The organism is Paraburkholderia heleia NBRC 101817, from assembly GCF_000739775.1.
GTDB classification, from domain to species: Bacteria; Pseudomonadota; Gammaproteobacteria; order Burkholderiales; family Burkholderiaceae; genus Paraburkholderia; species Paraburkholderia heleia.
Genome location: NZ_BBJH01000057.1, coordinates 35,037 through 53,983 on the forward strand (window position 1 = coordinate 35,037; position 18,947 = coordinate 53,983).

An 18,947-nucleotide genomic window follows, 5' to 3' on the forward strand; every position below is an offset into this window, starting at 1 on the left:
GGCGGTGGTGGATCGCTCAGGCGCGAGGCAGCTGGAACGCCTCGGCGAGAAGTTCGTAAGAGCGCAGACGAGCCTCGTAGCTGCCCGCAACGGTCAGCACGATCAGTTCGTCGGCGCGGAAGTTGTCCTTGATGGCGAGAAGGCGCTCGGTGACGCTCTCGGGCGTGCCGATGACGCTGCGTGGCTTCTCGCGGTCGATCACGATCTGCTCGCGCTCGCCGTACTCCTGCGCGCGCCCCTGCTCGAGGCTCGGGATCGGCGCGTTCAAGCCATAGGCCATCTGCACGCGGCGCAGGTCGACGGCCTTTTCGAGGTCGGCGGCCTCGGCTTCGGTGTCGGCGCAGATCGCGAACACGGCGCACGCGAGATACGGCTTCGCTTCGTGGCCCGGCTTGAAGCGGTCGAAATACGCCTCGGCCACGAGATGTCCGAAATGCGCGTTGATGAAGTGCGCGAACGAGAAGCGCAGTCCGAGCTGTGCGGCGAGGATGCCGCCGAAGTCGCTCGAACCGAGCACCCAGAGCTGCGGGCGCGTCTGGATCTGCGGCTGCAGCACCACGCCGCTCGCGAGATGGTCGGCGGGAAGCGTGCCGTCCATGAGGCCGACGAGATCCTGCACCTGCTGCGAGAACTGGTCGCCGCGGTTGTACGTGCCTGCGGCCACGGCCTGCGCCGTGCGCATGTCGCCGCCTGGCGCACGCCCGACACCGAGGTCGACGCGCCCCGGAAAGAGCGCTTCGAGCATCATGAACTGTTCGGCGATCTTGAAGGGGCTGTAATAGGGCAGCATGATGCCGCCCGAGCCGATACGGATGCGCTTCGTGACGCTGCCGAGGCGCGCGAGCATGACCTCGGGGCAGGGGTTGCACACGCCCAGCAGGCCGTGGTGCTCGGCGCACCAGTAGCGCGTGTAGCCCAGGTCGTCGGCAAGCTGGGCAAGCTCGATGGTGGCGGCGATGGCGTCCGCCGCGCTGTGCCCGGCGATCACGGGCGACTGGTCGAGTACGGAAAGCCGTGTCATGGCAGTACTGCTCCTTGCCTGGGTTCGCGGCGCCCAACGCCGGCACGCGGGTGCGCCGGCGCGCGCGTCACGAGATGATGCTCGGGTCCGGCAGACGCCGCGCGATTTCGGCGACGAGCGTCTGCGCGAGCGCCTGCTTGGCCGCGCGCGGCAGCGGCGTGCGGCCGCCCGCCTCGAACAGCACGACTTCATTGTCGTCCTGACCGAAGGTGAGCGGGCCGAGATTGCCGATCAGCAGCGGCACCTTCTTGCGCGCGCGCTTTTCTTCGCCGTGCACGTCGAGGTTGCCGCTTTCGGCGGCGAAGCCCACGCAGTACGGCGGGTTCGGCAATGCCGCCACCGAGGCGAGGATGTCCGGGTTCTCGACGAACGTGAACGTCGGCATACGGTGCTCGGCGGTTTTCTTGATCTTGTGCTCGGCGACATGATCGACGCGCCAGTCGGCCACGGCCGCCACACCGATGAAGACATCGGCGTCGGTCGCGGCGCGCATGACCGCGTCGTACATCTGCCGGGCGGTCTGGACGTCTTCGCGATACACGCCCCACGGCGTTTGCAGCGCGACGGGACCCGCGACCAGATGCACCTCGGCGCCGGCCTGCTGCGCGGCGCGCGCGAGCGCGAAGCCCATCTTGCCGCTCGAGCGGTTGGTGATGCCGCGCACGGGATCGAGCGGCTCGAAGGTCGGGCCGGCGGTGATCAGGAGCTTGCGGCCCGCGAGTACCTTCGGCGCGAAGAACGAGACGATCGCCTCGTACACGGCCTCCGGTTCGAGCATGCGCCCGTCGCCGATCTCGCCGCACGCCTGCGGGCCGGAATCGGGACCGAGTGTTTCGATGCCGTCCGCGCGCAGTTGCGCGACGTTGCGCTGCGTGGCCGGGTTTTGCCACATTTGCCGGTTCATTGCGGGCACGACGAGGAGCGGACAGTCGCGCGCCACGCACAGCGTGGCGAGCAGGTCGTCGGCGAAACCGTGGGCGAGTCTGGCGAGGAAGTCGGTCGAGGCGGGTGCGACGACAATGGCGTCGGCCTCGCGCGAGAGATCGATGTGCGCCATGTTGTTGGGCACGCGGCCGTCCCACTGGCTCGTGTAGACGGGGCGGCCCGAGAGCGCCTGCATGGTGACCGGCGTGATGAACTGCGTGGCCGCCTCGGTCATCACGACTTGCACGGTCGCGCCGGCCTTGGTCAAGAGGCGCGTGAGCTCGGCGATCTTGTAGCAGGCGATGCCGCCCGTCATGCCGAGCACGAGGTGGCGGCCGGCCAGTTCGCCTGGGTTTGCAGCGGACGTGTTCAAGTCACAGCTCCTATAACCGTGCAGCCCGCAGACTCAGCGCGCGCCGCGCACGCGCCGCAATTCGTCGAACACCAGCAGCACCGCGCCGATGGTGATCGCGCTATCGGCGAGGTTGAACGCCGGCCAGTGCCAGCCGCCCACGTGGAAGTCGAGAAAGTCGATCACGTGGCCGTACAGCAGGCGGTCGATCACATTGCCGAGCGCGCCGCCCATGATGAGCGCGAGCGCCGTGCAAAAGAGCTTCTGCGTAGCGTGGCGCTTGAGCAAATAGCAGATCACGAGCGCCGCCACCACGCCGAGCGCCGTGAACGCCCAGCGCTGCCAGCCGCCTGCGGCCGACAGGAAGCTGAACGCCGCCCCCTTGTTGTAGACCAGGACGAGGTTGAAGAACGGCGTGATCACGCGGCCTTCGCCGTAGCTGAACACCTTGTTGATGGCGATTTTCGTCAGCTGATCGGCGAGGATCACGATCAGCGCGACTCCCAGCCACGGCGCGAGCGTGCCGCCCGCGCCATTCGACCTGGACTGCTTCGTCAGCGTCTTTGCCATTATGCCGCGCTCCGTTTTTCACCGCCGCCGAACAGATTCGCGACGCAGCGGCCGCACAGGCCCGGATGCTCCGCGTTCGCGCCCACGTCCTCGCGGTAGTGCCAGCAGCGCTCGCACTTGAGGTACTTCGAGGTGACCACTTCGACGCCTTCCTCCGCTTCGCCATCGACCTTCACGATTTCCGCCGCCGAGGTGATCAGCACGAATTTCAGGTCGTCGCCCAGACTTTCGAGGGCGGCATGGCGCGCGCCGCTCGCGAGAATGCGCACTTCGGCCTGCAGCGACGAGCCGATCTGGTTCGCCACCCGCGCCTCTTCGAGCGCCTTCGTCACGTTGCCGCGCACTTCGCGCAGCAGCGTCCACTTGGCAATCAGTTCGGGGGCGCCTTCGATGTCCGGGAAGGCGTGGAAGGTTTCGGTGAAGATGGTTTCGCTTTGCGGCTGGAACACCTTCCACGCTTCTTCGGCCGTGAACGAGAGGAACGGCGCGAGGATGCGCAACAGGCTATGCGTGATGTGATGCAGCGCCGTTTGCGCGCCGCGACGGGCCTTCGAGTCCGCCGCGCTCGTGTAGAGGCGGTCCTTCAGCACGTCGAGGTAGAAGCCGCCCAGGTCCTCCGAGCAGAACGTCTGGAGCTTGGCCACGACCGGGTGGAACTCGTAGCGGTCGTAGTGGGCGAGCACGTCGTTTTGCAGCGTGTGCGTAAGTGCGACGGCATAGCGGTCGATCTCAAGCCACTCGCTCGCGGGCAGCGCGTGCTTCTCGAAGTCGAAGTCCGAGAGGTTCGAGAGCAGGAAGCGCAGCGTGTTGCGGATACGGCGATAGCCTTCCGTCACGCGCTTGAGGATCTCTTCCGAGATGGCCAGCTCGCCCGAGTAGTCGGTCGAGGCAATCCACAGACGGATGATTTCCGCGCCCAGACGGTTCGCCACTTCATGCGGATCGACGCCGTTGCCGAGCGATTTCGACATCTTGCGGCCTTCGCCGTCGACGGTGAAGCCGTGCGTGAGCAGCGCGTTGTAGGGCGGGCGGCCGTCGAGCATCGAAGCCGTGAGCAGCGACGAGTGGAACCAGCCGCGATGCTGGTCCGAGCCTTCCAGGTACAGGTCGGCCGGGAACTGGAGCTCATCTTTGTGCGAGCCGCGCAGCACGTGCCAGTGCGTCGTGCCCGAGTCGAACCACACGTCGAGCGTGTCGCGGTTCTTCTCGTACAGGTTGGCGTCGTCGCCGATCAGCTCGCGCGGGTCGAGCGTTTGCCACGCTTCGATGCCTTCCTTTTCCACGCGCTGCGCCACCTGTTCGAGCAGCTCCAGCGTGCGCGGATGCAGCGCGCCGGTTTCCTTGTGCACGAAGAACGCCATCGGCACGCCCCATTGGCGCTGGCGCGAGAGTGTCCAGTCCGGGCGGTTGGCGATCATCGAATACAGGCGCTGCTTGCCCCACGAGGGGTAGAACGCGGTCGCCTCGATGCCTTCGAGCGCCGTTTCGCGCAGCGTCTTGCCGCCGTCCGCAGGCTGAACGTCCATGCCCGCGAACCACTGCGAGGTGGCGCGGTAGATGATCGGCGTCTTGTGGCGCCAGCAGTGCATGTAGCTGTGCAGGTACTTTTCGCTGCGCAGGAGCGTGCCGGCGGCGTCGAGCGCGTCGACGATCTTCGGGTTCGCCGCCCAGATCGAGAGGCCGCCGAAGAGCGGCAGCGATTCGATGTAGCGGCCATCGCCCATCACCGGGCTGATGATGTCGGAATCCGCCATGCCGTGCGCCTTGCACGACACGAAGTCTTCCACGCCGTAGGCGGGCGCGGAGTGCACGATGCCCGTGCCGGTGTCGGTCGTGACGTAGTCGCCGAGATAGATCGGCGCCGTGCGCTTGTAACCGGGGTGCGCCGAGGCGAGCGGGTGATTGAAACGCAGCAGCGAGAGCTTCTCGCCCTTCGTCGTGGCGACGATCTTGCCCTCGAGGCCGAACTCCTGCATGCACGCTTGCACGCGCTCGACGGCGAGGATCAGCAGGCCGCGTTGCGTGTCCACGAGCGCATAGTCGATCTCCGGGTGCACGTTCAGCGCCTGATTCGACGGGATCGTCCAGGGTGTGGTGGTCCAGATCACGATGCCGCCTTCCTCGCGCGGCAGGGCGGGCAGGCCGAACGCAGCCGCCGTTTCGGCGGGTTGCGCGAACGTGAACAGTACGTCGATGGTCGGGTCGGTCTTGTCCTTGTACTCGACCTCGGCTTCAGCGAGCGCCGAGCCGCAGTCGAAGCACCAGTTCACGGGCTTCAGGCCCCGGAACACATAGCCCTTCTCGATGATCTTCGCGAGTGCGCGGATCTCGCCGGCCTCGTTCATGAAGTTCATCGTCTTGTACGGGTTGTTCCAGTCGCCGAGCACGCCCAGGCGCCTGAAGCCTTTCTTTTGCGTCTCGATCTGGCCGGCCGCGTACTCGCGCGCCTTCTGCATCACTTCCTGGGCGGGCAGCGACTTGCCGAACTGCTTTTCGATCTGGATTTCGATCGGCATGCCGTGGCAGTCCCAGCCCGGCACGTAGACCGCGTCGAAGCCCGCGAGATTGCGCGCCTTGACGATCATGTCCTTGAGGATCTTGTTCACCGCGTGGCCGAGGTGGATGTCGCCGTTCGCATACGGCGGGCCGTCGTGCAGGATGAACTTCTTGCGGCCCTTCGAAGCCGCGCGGATCTTCTCGTAGACCTGCTTCTCTTCCCATTCCTTGACCCATTGCGGCTCGCGTTTCGGCAGGTCGCCGCGCATCGGGAACGGGGTGTCGAGCAGGTTGACGGGATATTTAGATTCGGACTTCTGCGGCTTGCCGGAGGATGCTTTCTTGTCGCTCATGGTGAGATCACGTGGAATTCGGGGGGATGCATGGCGTCAGCGTTGCGGCCGATGCCGCGCAACCGTCGCCGCGGGCGCTGCATGCCGTGCCTTGTGCACGCGGCGCCTGGGGGGCGGGCAGCCCGCGCATGCGGGCCGCGGGTCACCTAATTCGGTCGGTGGCCGAGGTGGCGAAGCCGGTGGATGCGCCGCCCGCCACGTCTGCGCCCGCTGCGGCGAACCACGCGCGGGTGTTCGCCACGTCGCGCGCGATCGCGGCGGTGAGCGTTTCGAGGTCGGGAAACTTCTCCTCGTCACGCAGCTTCTTGAGAAACTCGACGCGCACGAGCTTGCCGTAGGCGTCGCCGTGCCAGTCGAGCAGATGCACTTCGAGCAGCACGCGGCCCGAGTCGTCCACGGTGGGGCGCAGGCCGAGGCTCGCGACGCCAGGCAACGGATGATCGGCAATGCCATGCACCATCACGACGAAGATCCCCTTGAGCGCCGGCCGCTTGTGGCCGATCAGCAGGTTCATCGTGGGAAAGCCCAGGTCGCGCCCGAGCTTCAGGCCGTGCGTGACGTGCGCGCTGATGTGATAGCCGCGGCCAAGCGAGGCGCGCGCGGCGTCGAGGTCGCCCGCGTGCAGCTGGGCGCGCACGGCGGAGCTGGAAATGCGCACGCCCGAAGGGTCGGCCACGGTCGCCATCTGCTCGACTTCGAAGCCGTGCTGCGCGCCCGCGGCCTGCAGCGACGCGAAGTCGCCTGCGCGCTTCGCGCCGTAGCGGAAGTCGTCGCCGATCATCATCCAGCGCGCGTGCAGCCCGCCCACGATGATGCGCTCGACGAACGCCTCGGGCGACTGGCTCGCGAACGTGTGGTTGAAATGCTCGACCACGACGCGGTCCACGCCGTTCTCGCGCAGCGCTTCGAGCTTGTCGCGCAGCATGGCGATGCGCGGCGGCGCGCTGGCCGGGTTGAAGAACTCGCGCGGATGCGGCTCGAAGGTCATCACGCAGACGGGCAGGCCGCGCGCGTCGGCTGCCGCGCGCACGCGCGCGAGCAATGCCTGATGCCCGCGGTGGACACCGTCGAAATTGCCGATGGTCAGCGCGCAGGGCGCGCGGCTTTCGGCATTGGGAAGACCGCGGAAGACTCTCACGATAGCGGAACCTGGTGGAACCTCGAAAAGCGCGCTGGCGCAGCACGCGTGCTAATGATCGACTGCTGACCTGGCCGCTCGCGGCCCAAGGACCGCGACGAAACAGAAGATTATAAACGCACGAGGCGACGATCGCCGCCGCACGAGCGTTGAGCAGGTCCCCCGATGATAAAATCCGCGGATGAAAAATCTCGTCATCCTGATTTCGGGGCGGGGCAGCAACATGGAAGCCATCGTGCGCGCTTGCGCGCAGGAAGCCTGGGGGGCGCGTATCGCCGCCGTGATTGCCAACCGTCCTGACGCTGCGGGCCTCGCATTCGCGGCTTCGAACGGCATTGCCACGGCGGTCGTCGATCACCGCCAGTTTCCCGATCGCGCCAGCTTCGACGCGGCGCTCGCTCACGTCATCGACGGCTACGCGCCGGACCTCGTCATACTGGCGGGCTTCATGCGCGTGCTGACCGAATCCTTCGTCGGCCATTATTCGGGTCGGATGCTCAATATCCACCCCTCGCTGCTGCCGATGTTTCCGGGCCTCAAAACGCATCAGCAGGCGCTCGACGCCGGTTGCCGCGTGCACGGCGCGACGGTGCATTTCGTCACGCCTACGCTCGATCATGGTCCGATCGTCGCGCAGTCGGCGGTTCCGGTGCGCACGGGCGACGACGCCGCGGCGCTCGCCGCGCGCGTGCTCAAGACCGAACATGTAATGTATCCGCGCGCGGTGCGCTGGTTCGTCGAAGGGCGTCTCGCGCTCGACGGCGAACGCGTGACGCTCACGCCGGCCGAGCCTCAGTGGCTCTTCTTTGACGACTCGCAAGCCGCCGGGGAGGGCGCATGAGACTGCATGGTTTTCTGATTGGACAGACCGAAACGTTGCTCGCCGACGTCCTCAAATTCACGGGACCGGCCGATGCCGTGACGAGCCGCTTCTTCCGCGAGCATCCGAAGCTCGGCCACGCCGAGCGCGGGGTGATCGCCGAAGCCGTGTTCGCGGTGCTGCGCCGGCGCATGGAGTTCGCCCATCTGGCCGAAAGCGGCACGGGCAGCCCGACGCGCCGTCTCACGCTGCTCGGCCTCATGGCGACGGCGGGCCGTTCGGCGATCCGTCCGTTCGTGTCGGACGCCGAGGCGACCTGGCTCGAGCACGTCGCGAAGATCGACCCGGCGAGCCTGCCGCAGCGCGTGCAGCTGAATTTGCCGGAGTGGATCGTCAAGGCGCTGGAAACGCGCTTTGAGCCCGCCGAACTGGCGCAGCTGGCCGCCGCGCTCAACTATCCGGCGCCTTTGGATTTACGTGCCAATCCCGTCAAGGCGAATCGCGACGAGCTGATCCGCTCGCTGTCCGAGTCGGGTATCGAAGGCGGCGAAACGCCGTTTGCGCCGTTCGGCGTGCGCGTGACCGGCAAGCCCGCGCTCGCGAAACTCGACGCATTCAAGAATGGCTGGTTCGAGGTGCAGGACGAGGGCAGCCAGCTGCTGTGCACGCTGCTCGCGCCGCGCCGCGGCGAGATGGTGGTGGACTTCTGCGCGGGCGCGGGCGGCAAGACGCTGGCGCTCGGCGCGATGATGCGCTCGACCGGCCGGCTCTACGCCTTCGACGTGTCCGACCGGCGCCTCGCCAAGCTCAAGCCGCGCCTCGCGCGCAGCGGTCTTTCGAACGTCAATCCCGTGCTGATCGACAGCGAGCACGACGCCAAGATCAAGCGGCTGATCGGCAAGATCGATCGCGTGCTCGTGGATGCGCCGTGCTCGGGCCTCGGCACGCTGCGCCGCAACCCCGACCTCAAGTGGCGCCAGACGCCCGAGTCGGTGGCCGAGCTCGCGCCCAAGCAGCTTTCGATCCTCACGAGCGCGGCGCGCCTGCTCAAGCGCGGCGGCCGTCTCGTCTACGCGACCTGCAGCATTCTCGAAGCCGAGAACGAAGCGGTCGTGAAGCAGTTCCTCGAGGCGCATCCCGAATTCGTGCTGGTGAGCGCGCGCGACGTGCTGGCCGAGCAGCGCGTGGGCCTCGACACGGGCGACTACCTCTCGCTGTGGCCGCATCGCCACGCCACCGACGGCTTCTTTGCTGCCGTGCTGGAGCGTCGCGGCGAGGCCAGGCCCGGAACGAAGGCAGCGGGCGCGCAGACCACGCCTGAAGAGGCCGCAGCGGAGCAAGAGGCGTCGGAGGCGATCGCGAAGGCGCAGGAAAGCGAAGCCGCCGAGCCGGACGCCGCGCTGGAGTAAGACCCGCGGCGGGTGCGGGAATTGCGGGCCGGTATGGTCGCGGTGAAAGACTAGATGGGGCCGGATATCATGGAAAGGGCCAGTCGGGGTGCGGCAAAGCGCCTCGAAATGCCCTTCAGACGTTGACGCCGTCACCATTAAAGAAAAAAATCTCCCTTTGTTACAAACACTTGGAGCGGTTCTAGTAGAATGCCGTCCAACCGCATCTCGTCGCTTTCACTTTCTTGACACTGGCGCCTGGCTGAAAGGCTGACGCGCTTCGCTTCACAGGTAAATGCCTTGTTGAACTCCTTGCTTGATTTCCTCGCCCACGGGGTGCTCCATTTCTCGTGGTGGCAGATCGTGCTGTTCGCGGCGGTGGTCACCCACATCACGATCATCGGCGTGACGGTGTACCTGCACCGCTGCCAGGCGCACCGCGCGCTGGATCTGCATCCCATCGCGAGCCACTTCTTCCGTTTCTGGCTGTGGATGACCACGGGCATGCTCACGGGCCAGTGGGCCGCAATCCACCGCAAGCACCACGCCAAGTGCGAAACGGAGGAAGATCCGCACAGCCCGCAAACGCGCGGCATCTGGAAGGTGCTGCTCGAAGGCGCCGAGCTCTATCGCGCCGAAGCGAAGAACGAAGAAACGCTGCGCCGTTTCAGCCACGGCACGCCCAACGACTGGATGGAGCGCAACGTCTATACGCGCTACCCCATTCTCGGCGTGAGCATCATGATGGTGATCGACGTCGCGCTGTTCGGCGCAGTCGGCCTCACCGTGTGGGCCGTGCAGATGGCGTGGATTCCGTTCTGGGCGGCCGGTGTCGTGAACGGCCTCGGGCACTTCTGGGGCTACCGCAACTTCAATTCGTCCGACGCGAGCACGAACCTTCTGCCGATCGGCATCATCATCGGCGGCGAGGAACTGCACAACAACCACCACACGTTTGCGACTTCCGCGAAGCTCTCGAACAAGTGGTACGAGTTCGACATCGGCTGGATGTACATCCGCATGATGCAGGCGGTCGGTCTTGCCAAGGTGAAGAAGGTCGCGCCCACGCCGCGCCTCACCAAGGGCAAGCTGGTGCCCGACCACGAAACGCTGCAGGCCGTGCTGTCCAACCGCTACGAAGTGATGGCGCGTTACGCCAAGGCCGTGAAGCAGGCTTACCGTCAGGAGCTCGCGCACCTCAAGGAAGTGGGCGAGCGCGAGAAGTACAAGGTCATGCGCGGCGCGCGCAAGTGGTTCGACAAGGAAGAAGCCAGCCTGAACGAGCCGCAGAAGCGCCAGCTTCCGCAAATTTTCGCGAACAGCCAGAAGCTGCGCACGTACATCGAACTGCGCAACGAGCTCGCCGCAATCTGGGAGCGTTCGAGCGCCTCGCGCGAACAACTGCTCGCGCAGCTCCAGGATTGGTGCCATCGCGCTGAACAAAGCGGCATCAAGGCGCTGCAGGAATTCGCGTCGCGCCTGCGCCGTTACGCGTGATCGGTTCGACCGGATTTTGGCCCCGCGGTGGGGCGCAGGAAAATCCTTTAGAATGACGAGACGTCACAAAACCCCGCGCTGGCGGGGTTTTTCTTTTTGGGCCGCGAAAAAGCCGGAGTCCCCACAATGGCTTCAATGGCGCGGCGATCGGTAGGGGCAGGAGATGATGAGTCAGGCGATCAGGAAGGTCGAATATGATCGGCCGCAGGGTGCCGTCTGCAGCGTTGGACAGGCTTGGGCGCGCGTGCCCGATGCGCCGTCCGCGGCAGAGCGCGTGGCATTGAAGGAGCGGATTCGTGCGTTGCTCAAGCGCGAGAAGGCGGTGCTTGTCGCGCACTATTACGTGGATCCTGAATTGCAGGAGCTCGCCGACGAAACCGGCGGCTGCGTGGCCGATTCCCTCGAGATGGCGCGCTTCGGCCGCGACCACGAGGCCCAGACGCTCGTCGTGGCGGGCGTGCGCTTCATGGGTGAGACCGCGAAGATTCTGAGTCCGAACAAGCGCATTCTCATGCCCGATCTCGACGCGACCTGCTCGCTCGATCTCGGTTGCCCCATCGACGAATTCTCGGCGTTTTGCGACGAGCATCCGGACCGCACCGTGGTCGTCTACGCGAACACGAGCGCGGCCGTGAAGGCGCGCGCGGACTGGATGGTCACGTCGTCCATCGGTCTCGAGATCGTCGCCGACCTGCACGCGAAAGGCGAAAAGATTCTATGGGCGCCGGACCGGCACCTGGGCAGTTACATCCAGAAGAAGACCGGCGCGGACATGCTGCTGTGGCAAGGCTCCTGCCTCGTGCACGACGAGTTCAAGGGCATCGAGCTCGACCTGCTGCGCGCCGAATATCCGGACGCCAAAATTCTCGTCCACCCCGAATCGCCCGAGAGCGTGGTCGCGCTCGCGGACGTGGTCGGCTCGACCACGCAGCTGATCGACGCCGCCGTGAAGCTCGACGCGCAACGCTTCATCGTCGCGACCGATCTCGGCATTCTGCACAAGATGCGCCTCGCGGCACCGGGCAAGACCTTCATCGAAGCGCCCACGGCCGGCAACAGCGCCACCTGCAAGAGCTGCGCGCACTGCCCGTGGATGGCCATGAACGGTCTGGCGAATCTCGTCGACGTGCTGGAGCGCGGTCACAACGAGATTCACGTCGACAGCGCGATCGGTGAGCGCGCGCGCCTGCCGATCGATCGCATGCTGGCGTTCGCGGCCGAGCACAAGCGCCGCGTGCAGGCGAGCGGCGACCTCGCGCGCGACACCGCGCTGTTCTCGCAAGTGGGGGCGGCGTAAATGGGCGCACTCGAATTGCTCGCAGTCGATGCCGTTGCACCGGTGCTCGATGAAGTGCGCTCGCAGTACGGCGCGGCGTTCGACGCGGCGATCGCACGCAACGTGGCCGATGCGCTCGCGGAAGACGTGGGAACGGGCGACCAGACCGGCCGTCTCGTCCCCGCCGATGAAATGCGCGACGCGCGCATCATCGTGCGAGAAGACGCGGTACTATGCGGCGTGCTCTGGTTCGACGGCGTGGTGAAGCAGGTCGATCCGCGCATCGACGTGCGTTGGCATTATCGCGAGGGCGAGCGCATGGCCGCCGGCACGACCGTCTGCTCGCTGCGCGGTCCGGCGCGCTCGCTGCTCACGGCCGAGCGCAACGCGATGAACTTCCTGCAGTTGCTTTCGGGCGTGGCAAGCGTGACGCGCCGCTACGTCGACATGATCGCGCACACCCGCGCGCGCATTCTCGACACGCGCAAGACGCTGCCCGGCTTGCGCCTCGCGCAGAAGTACGCAGTGCGCGTGGGCGGCGGTGCAAACCAGCGTCTCGCGCTTTACGACGGCATCCTGATCAAGGAAAACCACATTGCTGCGGCAGGCGGCGTGGGTGCGGCGATGGACGCTGCGCTCGCTCTCGATGCGGGCGTGCCGATCCAGATCGAGGTCGAGACGCTCGAGCAGCTCGAAACGGCGCTCGCGCGCGGCGCGAAGTCGGTCCTGCTCGACAACTTCTCGTTCGACATGATGCGCGCCGCGGTGAAGCTCACGGCGGGGCGTGCGGTGCTCGAAGTCTCGGGTGGCGTGAATTTCGACACGGTACGCACGATCGCGGAAACGGGCGTGGACCGCGTATCGATTGGCGCGCTGACGAAGGACGTGCGCGCGACCGACTTCTCGATGCGCATCGTCTGAAGCCCCGCAAGTTCGCTGAACTGAACCAGAACGAAAAAGGCCGCCTCGCGATTGAGGCGGCCTTTGTTCTTTTGTGACGTCCAGGGTTCGCCGGACTCAGGCAACCGTGCGATTGCGTACGCGCTCCGGGGCGAGCACGGTCGGCAGCGCCTTGGGCAGCGAGTTGGGCCAGTCGCGGCTGTAGTGCAGGCCACGGCTCTCGCGCCGCGAGCGTGCACTTTCCACGATCAGCGAAGCGACGTCGACGAGGTTGCGCAATTCCAGCAGGTCGCGCGTGACGCGGAAATTCGCGTAGTACTCGAGAATTTCATCTCGCAGCAGGGCGATGCGATGTTGGGCGCGCTCGAGCCGCTTGTCGGTGCGCACGATGCCGACGTAATTCCACATCAGCCGGCGCAGCTCGTCCCAGTTGTGGGCAACGACGACTTCCTCGTCGGAATCGGAGACGCGGCTTTCGTCCCAGTCCGGCAGCGGCGCATGCGCGCCCGCACTGAAGCCTTCCGCCTCGATCGCCTCGGCCGCCGAACGGCCGATCACGAGGCACTCGAGCAGCGAATTGCTCGCGAGGCGGTTCGCGCCGTGCAGGCCCGTGTACGAGGTCTCGCCCACGGCATAGAGGCCCGCGAGGTCGGTGCGCCCGGCGAGATCGGTGACGACGCCGCCGCAGGTGTAGTGCGCGGCGGGTACCACGGGAATCGGTTCCTTCGTGATGTCGATGCCGAATTCGCGGCAACGCGCGAGGATGGTCGGGAAATGCTCCTCGAGAAACGCCGGCGGCTGATGGCTGATGTCGAGATGCACGCAGTCGATGCCGTGCCTCTTGATCTCGAAGTCGATCGCGCGGGCGACGATGTCGCGCGGCGCCAGCTCGGCGCGTGCGTCGTGCGCGGGCATGAAACGGGTGCCGTCGGGCAGGCGCAGCACGCCGCCTTCGCCGCGCACGGCTTCCGATATCAGGAACGACTTGGCGTGCGGGTGGAAGAGGCAGGTGGGGTGGAACTGGATGAACTCCATGTTCGCCACACGGCAGCCCGCGCGCCACGCCATGGCGATGCCGTCGCCGGTGGCCGTGTCGGGGTTCGTCGTGTACAGGTAGACCTTGCCCGCGCCGCCCGTGGCGAGCACCGTGTGCGGCGCCTGGATCGTCACCGTGCGGTCGTTCTTCAGATCGAGCGCATAGAGGCCGTGGCAGCGACGGCCCGGCAGGCCGAGCCGGTCGGACGTGATGACGTCGATCGCCTGATGGTCTTCGAGGATCGTGATGTTCGGGTGCAAGCGCGCGCGCTCGAGCAGCGTCTGCACGACCGCGTGGCCGGTGGCGTCGGCGGCGTGGATGATGCGGCGATGGCTGTGGCCGCCTTCGCGCGTGAGGTGAAAGCCGAGTTCGGCGGCGGCGTCCTTCGTGAACGGCACGTCCTGGCCGATCAGCCATTCGATGGCCTCGCGGCCATGCTCGACGATGTAGCGCGTGGCGGCCTCGTCGCACAGGCCGCCGCCGGCGACGAGCGTATCGTCCACGTGGTTCTCCACGCTGTCGGCCGAATCGAGCACGGCGGCAATGCCGCCTTGCGCGCGGTCACTCGCACCTTCGGTCATCGCGCGCTTGGCGATGATCACGACGCGGCGCGAATCGGCGAGATTCAGCGCGACGCTCAGTCCTGCGAGGCCGCTGCCGACGATCGCTACATCGAAATTCATGATCCTGCTTCTCCGTCTCTCTTGTTCTACGCTTTCTGGCCGCCGCGGTCCTGCGCCGTCATGGCATATGACACACGTGTGGCAGCCGGTATAAAGCGGGAAGCATACTCCGAGAGAGGAGCGAACGGATAGCGCCAGTTTGGGCGCTGCCGCTAAAACACCGTTGCAAGTGGCGAACCGGGGCGCGGCGGGCCAATCTACGGCGCGTAAAAAGAAAAACCCCGCGGATAAGCGGGGTTTTTCTGTCTTCGTCAGGCTCGGAACCCGATCAATTACTTGATCTTGGTTTCCTTGTACTCGACGTGCTTGCGAACAACCGGGTCGAACTTCTTGATCGACATTTTTTCCGGCATGTTGCGCTTGTTCTTCGTGGTCGTATAGAAGTGACCCGTACCTGCGGTCGATTCCAGCTTGATCTTGTCGCGGACGCCCTTGGCCATGATTTACTCCTTACAGTTCGCCGCGTGCGCGCAGGTCTGCGAGCACGGAATCGATGCCGTTCTTGTCGATCAGGCGCAGGCCCGCGTTCGAGACGCGCAGACGCACCCAACGGTTTTCGCTTTCAACCCAGAAACGGCGGTTTTGCAGATTCGGGAGGAAACGGCGCTTGGTTTTGTTGTTAGCGTGGGAAACGTTGTTGCCGCTCATCGGCGCTTTCCCAGTGACTTGGCATACACGTGCCATGAGTGCACTCCTACGGAAATTCTGAGTTCGAGAGCCGCTTAAGTTTCCCAGGCGAGAAATGGCCGGAAAGGAGCGCTCACGTATGGATGAGAGACAACCTCGAACCCAGCGCATATTTCCCCTGGAATGCCGCGACGGGCTTCGGAACAGGGTTGGAAATAGGCAAACCATAATTCTAGCAGAAAAAACCCTGGAAAATCAAACCCGATTTGTGCATGCCGTTGTTTGCCGAGGATTCGCCGAAGCGCCGGGCGCCTGTGCCGCCTCAGGTCCAGCCATGGCGCGCGAAGGAGAACGTCTCCCGTGTGCCGATGACCAGGTGGTCGATGAGCTGAACCTCCACGAGCGCCAGCGTTTCGCGCAACACCCGCGTGAGGCGCCGATCGCTCGCGCTCGGCTGCACCGCGCCCGAAGGGTGATTATGGGCGACGATCAGGCTCGCGGCATTGAGCGTCAGCGCGCGCCGCACGATTTCGCGAGGATACACCGCCATGCGCGTGAGCGAGCCGCGCGAGCTTTCCTCCGAGCGGATCAGCCGATGGCGCGCGTCCAGAAAGAGGCAGACGAACACCTCGTGCGGCCGACCGCCGATCAGGAGGCGCAAATAGTCCTCGACCGCACCGGGAGAGTCGATGAGCGGCTTGTCGTCGAGCGCTTGCGCAAGCGCCCGCCGCGCGAGTTCCGTGACCGCCCGCAGCATCGAGGATTTTGCGGGCCCAATGCCGCGCAGCGCCTCGAATTCTTCGTGCGGCGCGTCGAGCATGGCGCGCAGCGAGCCGAATCGAACGAGGAGCGTGCGAGCCACCTTGAAGACATCGTGGCCCGGCAGGCCAAAGCCGAGCAGGATCGCGAGCAGCTCCTCGTCCGAGAGCGCGGCCGCGCCGACCGTACGCAGGCGTTCGCGCGGCATGTCGCGGCGTGGGGCCGCAGGTGCCGCGCCGTCGCGGGTCGAGGCCGAAGGCGCAGCCGGCGCGGGGAGAACGCCGGCGCGGGGGCCGCGCTCTGCGCAGCCTGGATCGGACAGGCGGCCGGCGAGCGCGCCGCCGACGAAAATGGGCGCCGTGTCCGGGAGGCAGACAAGTTCCGTCATGGCAATCTCCACAGACAAATAAGGAGTTCGCCGCGCGCGCGGGTGTGGGCATTGGCGCTGCACAATCGTGCCGCGACCGCCTCGGCCAAGTGGCTTACAATAGATGTTTTCCGGCCGCCGGAGGCGGGCCGGACCGGCGCCTTGCGGCGCGCACGCGCGAAGCGCGCGTTACGACGAAATGAGTTACGCATGAGCATCATCGACATCTCCGAAGTGAAATCCGGTTCCCACGTGACGCTGAATTACCGGCTTTCACTCGCCGATGGCACCGAAATCGTCAATACCTTTGTCGACCGTCCCGCCACCTTGCTGATGGGCGCCGGCCAGCTTGCGCCGCCGCTGGAAGAGATTTTGCAGGGCCTGAAAGTGGGTCACCACTCGACCTTTCAGCTAGAACCCGGCGTCGCTTTCGGCCAGCGCAACCCCGACCTGATCCAGCGCGTGTCGCTCAAGACCCTGCGCGAGAACGGCATGATCGGCGAGGAGTTCAGCCCGGGCGACCTGATCGAATTCAATGCCCCCAACGGCGGGCGTTACGCGGGTGTGCTCAAGGAAGTGAATGAGACCTCCGCGCTGTTCGATTTCAACCACCCGCTCGCTGGCCAGGCGGTTGCGTTCGAAGTGCAAATCATCGGAATCCTTTAAAGCCCATGACCAACACGGACACGTCCCTCATCGCAGAACTGGCCGACGCGGAAATCCTGCTCGCCCAGCCGCGCGGCTTCTGCGCCGGTGTCGATCGGGCCATCGAGATCGTCGAGCGCGCCATCCAGCTTCACGGCGCACCGATCTATGTGCGTCACGAGATCGTCCACAACGCTTATGTCGTCGAAGACCTGCGCAAGAAGGGGGCGATCTTCATCGAGCAGCTCGAAGAGGTCCCGTCCGGCAACACAGTGATCTTCAGCGCGCACGGCGTCTCCAAGTCGGTGCGCGCCGACGCCGAGGCGCGCGGCCTGCGTGTCTACGACGCGACTTGCCCGCTCGTCACGAAGGTTCACGTGGAAGTCGCGAAGATGCGCGACGAAGGGCTCGATATCGTCATGATCGGGCACAAGGGCCATCCGGAAGTGGAAGGCACCATGGGGCAGGTGGCCGAGGGCATGTACCTCGTCGAGGACATTGCCGATGTCGAGGCGCTCAAGCTGCGCGATCCGCAGCGCGTGGCGTTCGTCACGCAAACCACGCTCTCGGTGGACGACGCCGCGGAAATCATCGCGGCGCTCAAGGCGCGCTTCCCGGCCATTCGTGAGCCGAAGAAGCAGGACATCTGCTACGCCACACAGAATCGCCAGGACGCCGTCAAGTTCATGGCGCCGCAGTGCGACGTCGTGATCGTGGTGGGCAGCCCGAACAGTTCGAATTCGAACCGCTTGCGCGAAGTGGCCGAGAAACGCGGCATTCCCGCCTATATGGTGGATGCGCCCGAGCAGATCGACCCCCAGTGGCTCGCCGGCAAGCGCCGGATCGGCCTGACGGCTGGCGCATCGGCCCCCGAGGCGCTCGCTCAGGAAATCATTCGCCGCCTGCACGAACTTGGTGCGCGCAACGTGCGTGCACTCGAAGGTATCGAGGAGAACATTGCATTCCCCTTGCCGCGCGGACTCGGCCAGCCGGTCTGAAGCCGCCCGCTCCCGCAAAAACGCGCCCATTCGGCGCGTTTTTTTATGCCCGCGACGCATGCGGGGGCATCAATAACGAGGGCCATATGGCGAGAAAAGGCAGGTTAACCTCGCGTTGGCCGGGTGTCCTTATCAGTGTTTTCGCTAGCGTACAGCATCGAAACACGTGATATGACCCCGAATTTTGGTGGCAATCGACACGCTTTCGGCACGAATGCACCGCGCCGGGGCGGCATTATTATGCTCCTCCTTAAATATCATTCATTTGACCTAATGCCCGCCCGACAAGGCATTGCGGCCATTATCCGCAACACATGATGCGAAGGCTGTCGATCTTTGGTGCAACTGGTGCACGAAAATGCGGCGCAACCCGTGGTGCAACCCGTCCCGTGCACTTATCTAAAAATATGGTTGCAATGCAGGAAAACCCTGCCGGTTCAACAATATTGCCCGTCGCATAATTGGCGTTACAATGCGCGCGTTCTGAAGGCTGGACATCCCATGAGAAGGCCATCAGGCAAGCATTTCGGAAGGCGCAGGAGACCTGATTAATGCGATTCAAGTCGGCTTTTGCCGCGTCATCGGTAAATGCGGTTGCGTCGTGCCACGTGTGGCACAGCCGTAATGTCGAGACGGGCACGAGCGCAACATCGATCACTCTTGGCATGCAGATTGCTTTTGTATGCACCGGCGTTGTCATGCCGGTTCGCTGCCTGGGTGCGACGGATCTCGCAGCTGAGGTCCCGCAGCGCGCAGGTGGCCGGGGAGAGGGAGTCATGGCGTCTGACGCATTCGCGTTTGCCGGCCGCAAGGTTCGCCGCGAATACGCCAACGTGAATATGACGTGTAGTTGATTGAACCCGACGGCACCGAACCATCCGACGGTGCCGTTTTTGCATCCGCTTTTGGCGAGCCTGCCGCTGCAACACAGCGGCAACGCGAACCAGGGCGGCCAACCGTTACCGGTTTTTACTTCAATACCCGAAAGTGTCGTTGCGGTTCCGTAAAACATCGCCCACCGGCCGATGACGAGCGCGAATCCGGTTGCACGGGCTAAGGAGCATTACATGGATATTTTCATCCAGCAGATCCTGAAC

At 65.2% G+C, this 18,947-nt stretch carries 17 protein-coding genes; 7 read left to right on the plus strand and 10 right to left on the minus strand.

Annotated elements, in window-relative coordinates:
• Positions 1 to 16 precede the first annotated feature (16 nt).
• The 5 genes from BHE01S_RS33080 to BHE01S_RS33100 all read right to left on the minus strand — a co-directional run bounded on the left by BHE01S_RS33080 (position 17) and on the right by BHE01S_RS33100 (position 6,854).
• Complete coding sequence (locus tag BHE01S_RS33080; protein WP_042271884.1) at positions 17 to 1,021, minus strand: LLM class flavin-dependent oxidoreductase; 1,005 nt, start codon at positions 1,019 to 1,021, stop codon at positions 17 to 19.
• Between the two features lie 67 nt (positions 1,022 to 1,088).
• Positions 1,089 to 2,318: a bifunctional phosphopantothenoylcysteine decarboxylase/phosphopantothenate--cysteine ligase CoaBC gene (gene coaBC / locus BHE01S_RS33085; RefSeq protein ID WP_407669580.1), complete on the minus strand. Its 1,230-nt coding sequence runs from the start codon at positions 2,316 to 2,318 to the stop codon at positions 1,089 to 1,091.
• A 33-nt stretch (positions 2,319 to 2,351) separates the two neighbouring features.
• Positions 2,352 to 2,867 carry a signal peptidase II gene (lspA, locus tag BHE01S_RS33090; RefSeq protein WP_042271887.1) on the minus strand — a complete coding sequence of 172 codons (516 nt, stop codon included), beginning with the start codon at positions 2,865 to 2,867 and terminating at the stop codon, positions 2,352 to 2,354.
• Positions 2,867 to 5,716: an isoleucine--tRNA ligase gene (gene ileS, locus BHE01S_RS33095; RefSeq protein WP_042271890.1), complete on the minus strand. Its 2,850-nt coding sequence runs from the start codon at positions 5,714 to 5,716 to the stop codon at positions 2,867 to 2,869. Before ileS ends, lspA begins: the two co-directional genes overlap by 1 nt.
• A gap of 142 nt (positions 5,717 to 5,858) precedes the next feature.
• A complete protein-coding gene (locus BHE01S_RS33100; protein WP_028205268.1) occupies positions 5,859 to 6,854 on the minus strand; it encodes a bifunctional riboflavin kinase/FAD synthetase in 996 nt (331 codons plus the stop codon).
• Positions 6,855 to 7,035: 181 nt separating this feature from the next.
• Here BHE01S_RS33100 and purN point away from each other — a divergent pair, with 181 nt between their 5' ends.
• The 5 genes from purN to nadC all read left to right on the plus strand — a co-directional run bounded on the left by purN (position 7,036) and on the right by nadC (position 12,756).
• Entirely contained in the window at positions 7,036 to 7,695 is a 660-nt protein-coding gene (purN, locus tag BHE01S_RS33105) for a phosphoribosylglycinamide formyltransferase (RefSeq protein WP_042271893.1), read from the plus strand.
• Complete coding sequence (locus tag BHE01S_RS33110; RefSeq protein ID WP_084069522.1) at positions 7,692 to 9,083, plus strand: RsmB/NOP family class I SAM-dependent RNA methyltransferase; 1,392 nt, start codon at positions 7,692 to 7,694, stop codon at positions 9,081 to 9,083. The genes purN and BHE01S_RS33110 overlap by 4 nt, the downstream gene beginning before the upstream one ends.
• 279 nt (positions 9,084 to 9,362) lie before the next feature.
• Positions 9,363 to 10,559, plus strand: coding sequence for a DesA family fatty acid desaturase (locus tag BHE01S_RS33115; RefSeq protein ID WP_042271896.1), 1,197 nt, complete (start codon positions 9,363 to 9,365; stop codon positions 10,557 to 10,559).
• 166 nt (positions 10,560 to 10,725) lie between these two features.
• The gene (nadA, locus tag BHE01S_RS33120; RefSeq protein WP_042271942.1) at positions 10,726 to 11,856 is read left to right on the plus strand and encodes a quinolinate synthase NadA; all 1,131 of its coding nucleotides are present in this window, start codon (positions 10,726 to 10,728) and stop codon (positions 11,854 to 11,856) included.
• A complete protein-coding gene (gene nadC / locus BHE01S_RS33125; RefSeq protein WP_042271899.1) occupies positions 11,857 to 12,756 on the plus strand; it encodes a carboxylating nicotinate-nucleotide diphosphorylase in 900 nt (299 codons plus the stop codon).
• 96 nt (positions 12,757 to 12,852) lie between these two features.
• Here the strand turns inward: nadC and nadB are convergent, their stop codons facing one another.
• From nadB to radC, 4 genes are all read right to left on the minus strand, one after another.
• The gene (gene nadB, locus BHE01S_RS33130; RefSeq protein ID WP_042271901.1) at positions 12,853 to 14,454 is read right to left on the minus strand and encodes an L-aspartate oxidase; all 1,602 of its coding nucleotides are present in this window, start codon (positions 14,452 to 14,454) and stop codon (positions 12,853 to 12,855) included.
• Between the two features lie 272 nt (positions 14,455 to 14,726).
• Complete coding sequence (rpmG, locus tag BHE01S_RS33135) at positions 14,727 to 14,894, minus strand: 50S ribosomal protein L33 (protein ID WP_027794136.1); 168 nt, start codon at positions 14,892 to 14,894, stop codon at positions 14,727 to 14,729.
• Between the two features lie 10 nt (positions 14,895 to 14,904).
• Complete coding sequence (gene rpmB / locus BHE01S_RS33140) at positions 14,905 to 15,138, minus strand: 50S ribosomal protein L28 (RefSeq protein WP_042271906.1); 234 nt, start codon at positions 15,136 to 15,138, stop codon at positions 14,905 to 14,907.
• A gap of 265 nt (positions 15,139 to 15,403) precedes the next feature.
• A complete protein-coding gene (gene radC / locus BHE01S_RS33145; protein WP_084069524.1) occupies positions 15,404 to 16,228 on the minus strand; it encodes a RadC family protein in 825 nt (274 codons plus the stop codon).
• A gap of 189 nt (positions 16,229 to 16,417) precedes the next feature.
• Between radC and BHE01S_RS33150 the strand changes: the two genes are divergently transcribed.
• Both BHE01S_RS33150 and ispH read left to right on the plus strand, forming a co-directional pair.
• Positions 16,418 to 16,873: an FKBP-type peptidyl-prolyl cis-trans isomerase gene (locus tag BHE01S_RS33150; protein ID WP_028205261.1), complete on the plus strand. Its 456-nt coding sequence runs from the start codon at positions 16,418 to 16,420 to the stop codon at positions 16,871 to 16,873.
• A gap of 5 nt (positions 16,874 to 16,878) precedes the next feature.
• Positions 16,879 to 17,850, plus strand: a complete 972-nt coding sequence (gene ispH, locus BHE01S_RS33155; protein ID WP_042271909.1) for a 4-hydroxy-3-methylbut-2-enyl diphosphate reductase — start codon at positions 16,879 to 16,881, stop codon at positions 17,848 to 17,850.
• Between the two features lie 301 nt (positions 17,851 to 18,151).
• Here the strand turns inward: ispH and BHE01S_RS38180 are convergent, their stop codons facing one another.
• Positions 18,152 to 18,550: a hypothetical protein gene (locus tag BHE01S_RS38180; protein WP_157025788.1), complete on the minus strand. Its 399-nt coding sequence runs from the start codon at positions 18,548 to 18,550 to the stop codon at positions 18,152 to 18,154.
• Between the last annotated feature and the right edge of the window lie 397 nt (positions 18,551 to 18,947).

What these genes read in the sequence shown, in the direction of transcription:
- BHE01S_RS33080 (WP_042271884.1), bottom strand. Translation starts at nt 1,021, where the DNA reads ATGACACGGCTTTCCGTACTCGACCAGTCGCCCGTGATCGCCGGGCAC.
- lspA (WP_042271887.1), bottom strand. Translation starts at nt 2,867, where the DNA reads ATGGCAAAGACGCTGACGAAGCAGTCCAGGTCGAATGGCGCGGGCGGC.
- ileS (WP_042271890.1), bottom strand. Translation starts at nt 5,716, where the DNA reads ATGAGCGACAAGAAAGCATCCTCCGGCAAGCCGCAGAAGTCCGAATCT.
- purN (WP_042271893.1), top strand. Translation starts at nt 7,036, where the DNA reads ATGAAAAATCTCGTCATCCTGATTTCGGGGCGGGGCAGCAACATGGAA.
- BHE01S_RS33110 (WP_084069522.1), top strand. Translation starts at nt 7,692, where the DNA reads ATGAGACTGCATGGTTTTCTGATTGGACAGACCGAAACGTTGCTCGCC.
- nadA (WP_042271942.1), top strand. Translation starts at nt 10,726, where the DNA reads ATGAGTCAGGCGATCAGGAAGGTCGAATATGATCGGCCGCAGGGTGCC.
- nadC (WP_042271899.1), top strand. Translation starts at nt 11,857, where the DNA reads ATGGGCGCACTCGAATTGCTCGCAGTCGATGCCGTTGCACCGGTGCTC.
- nadB (WP_042271901.1), bottom strand. Translation starts at nt 14,454, where the DNA reads ATGAATTTCGATGTAGCGATCGTCGGCAGCGGCCTCGCAGGACTGAGC.
- rpmG (WP_027794136.1), bottom strand. Translation starts at nt 14,894, where the DNA reads ATGGCCAAGGGCGTCCGCGACAAGATCAAGCTGGAATCGACCGCAGGT.
- rpmB (WP_042271906.1), bottom strand. Translation starts at nt 15,138, where the DNA reads ATGGCACGTGTATGCCAAGTCACTGGGAAAGCGCCGATGAGCGGCAAC.
- radC (WP_084069524.1), bottom strand. Translation starts at nt 16,228, where the DNA reads ATGACGGAACTTGTCTGCCTCCCGGACACGGCGCCCATTTTCGTCGGC.
- BHE01S_RS33150 (WP_028205261.1), top strand. Translation starts at nt 16,418, where the DNA reads ATGAGCATCATCGACATCTCCGAAGTGAAATCCGGTTCCCACGTGACG.
- ispH (WP_042271909.1), top strand. Translation starts at nt 16,879, where the DNA reads ATGACCAACACGGACACGTCCCTCATCGCAGAACTGGCCGACGCGGAA.
- BHE01S_RS38180 (WP_157025788.1), bottom strand. Translation starts at nt 18,550, where the DNA reads ATGACAACGCCGGTGCATACAAAAGCAATCTGCATGCCAAGAGTGATC.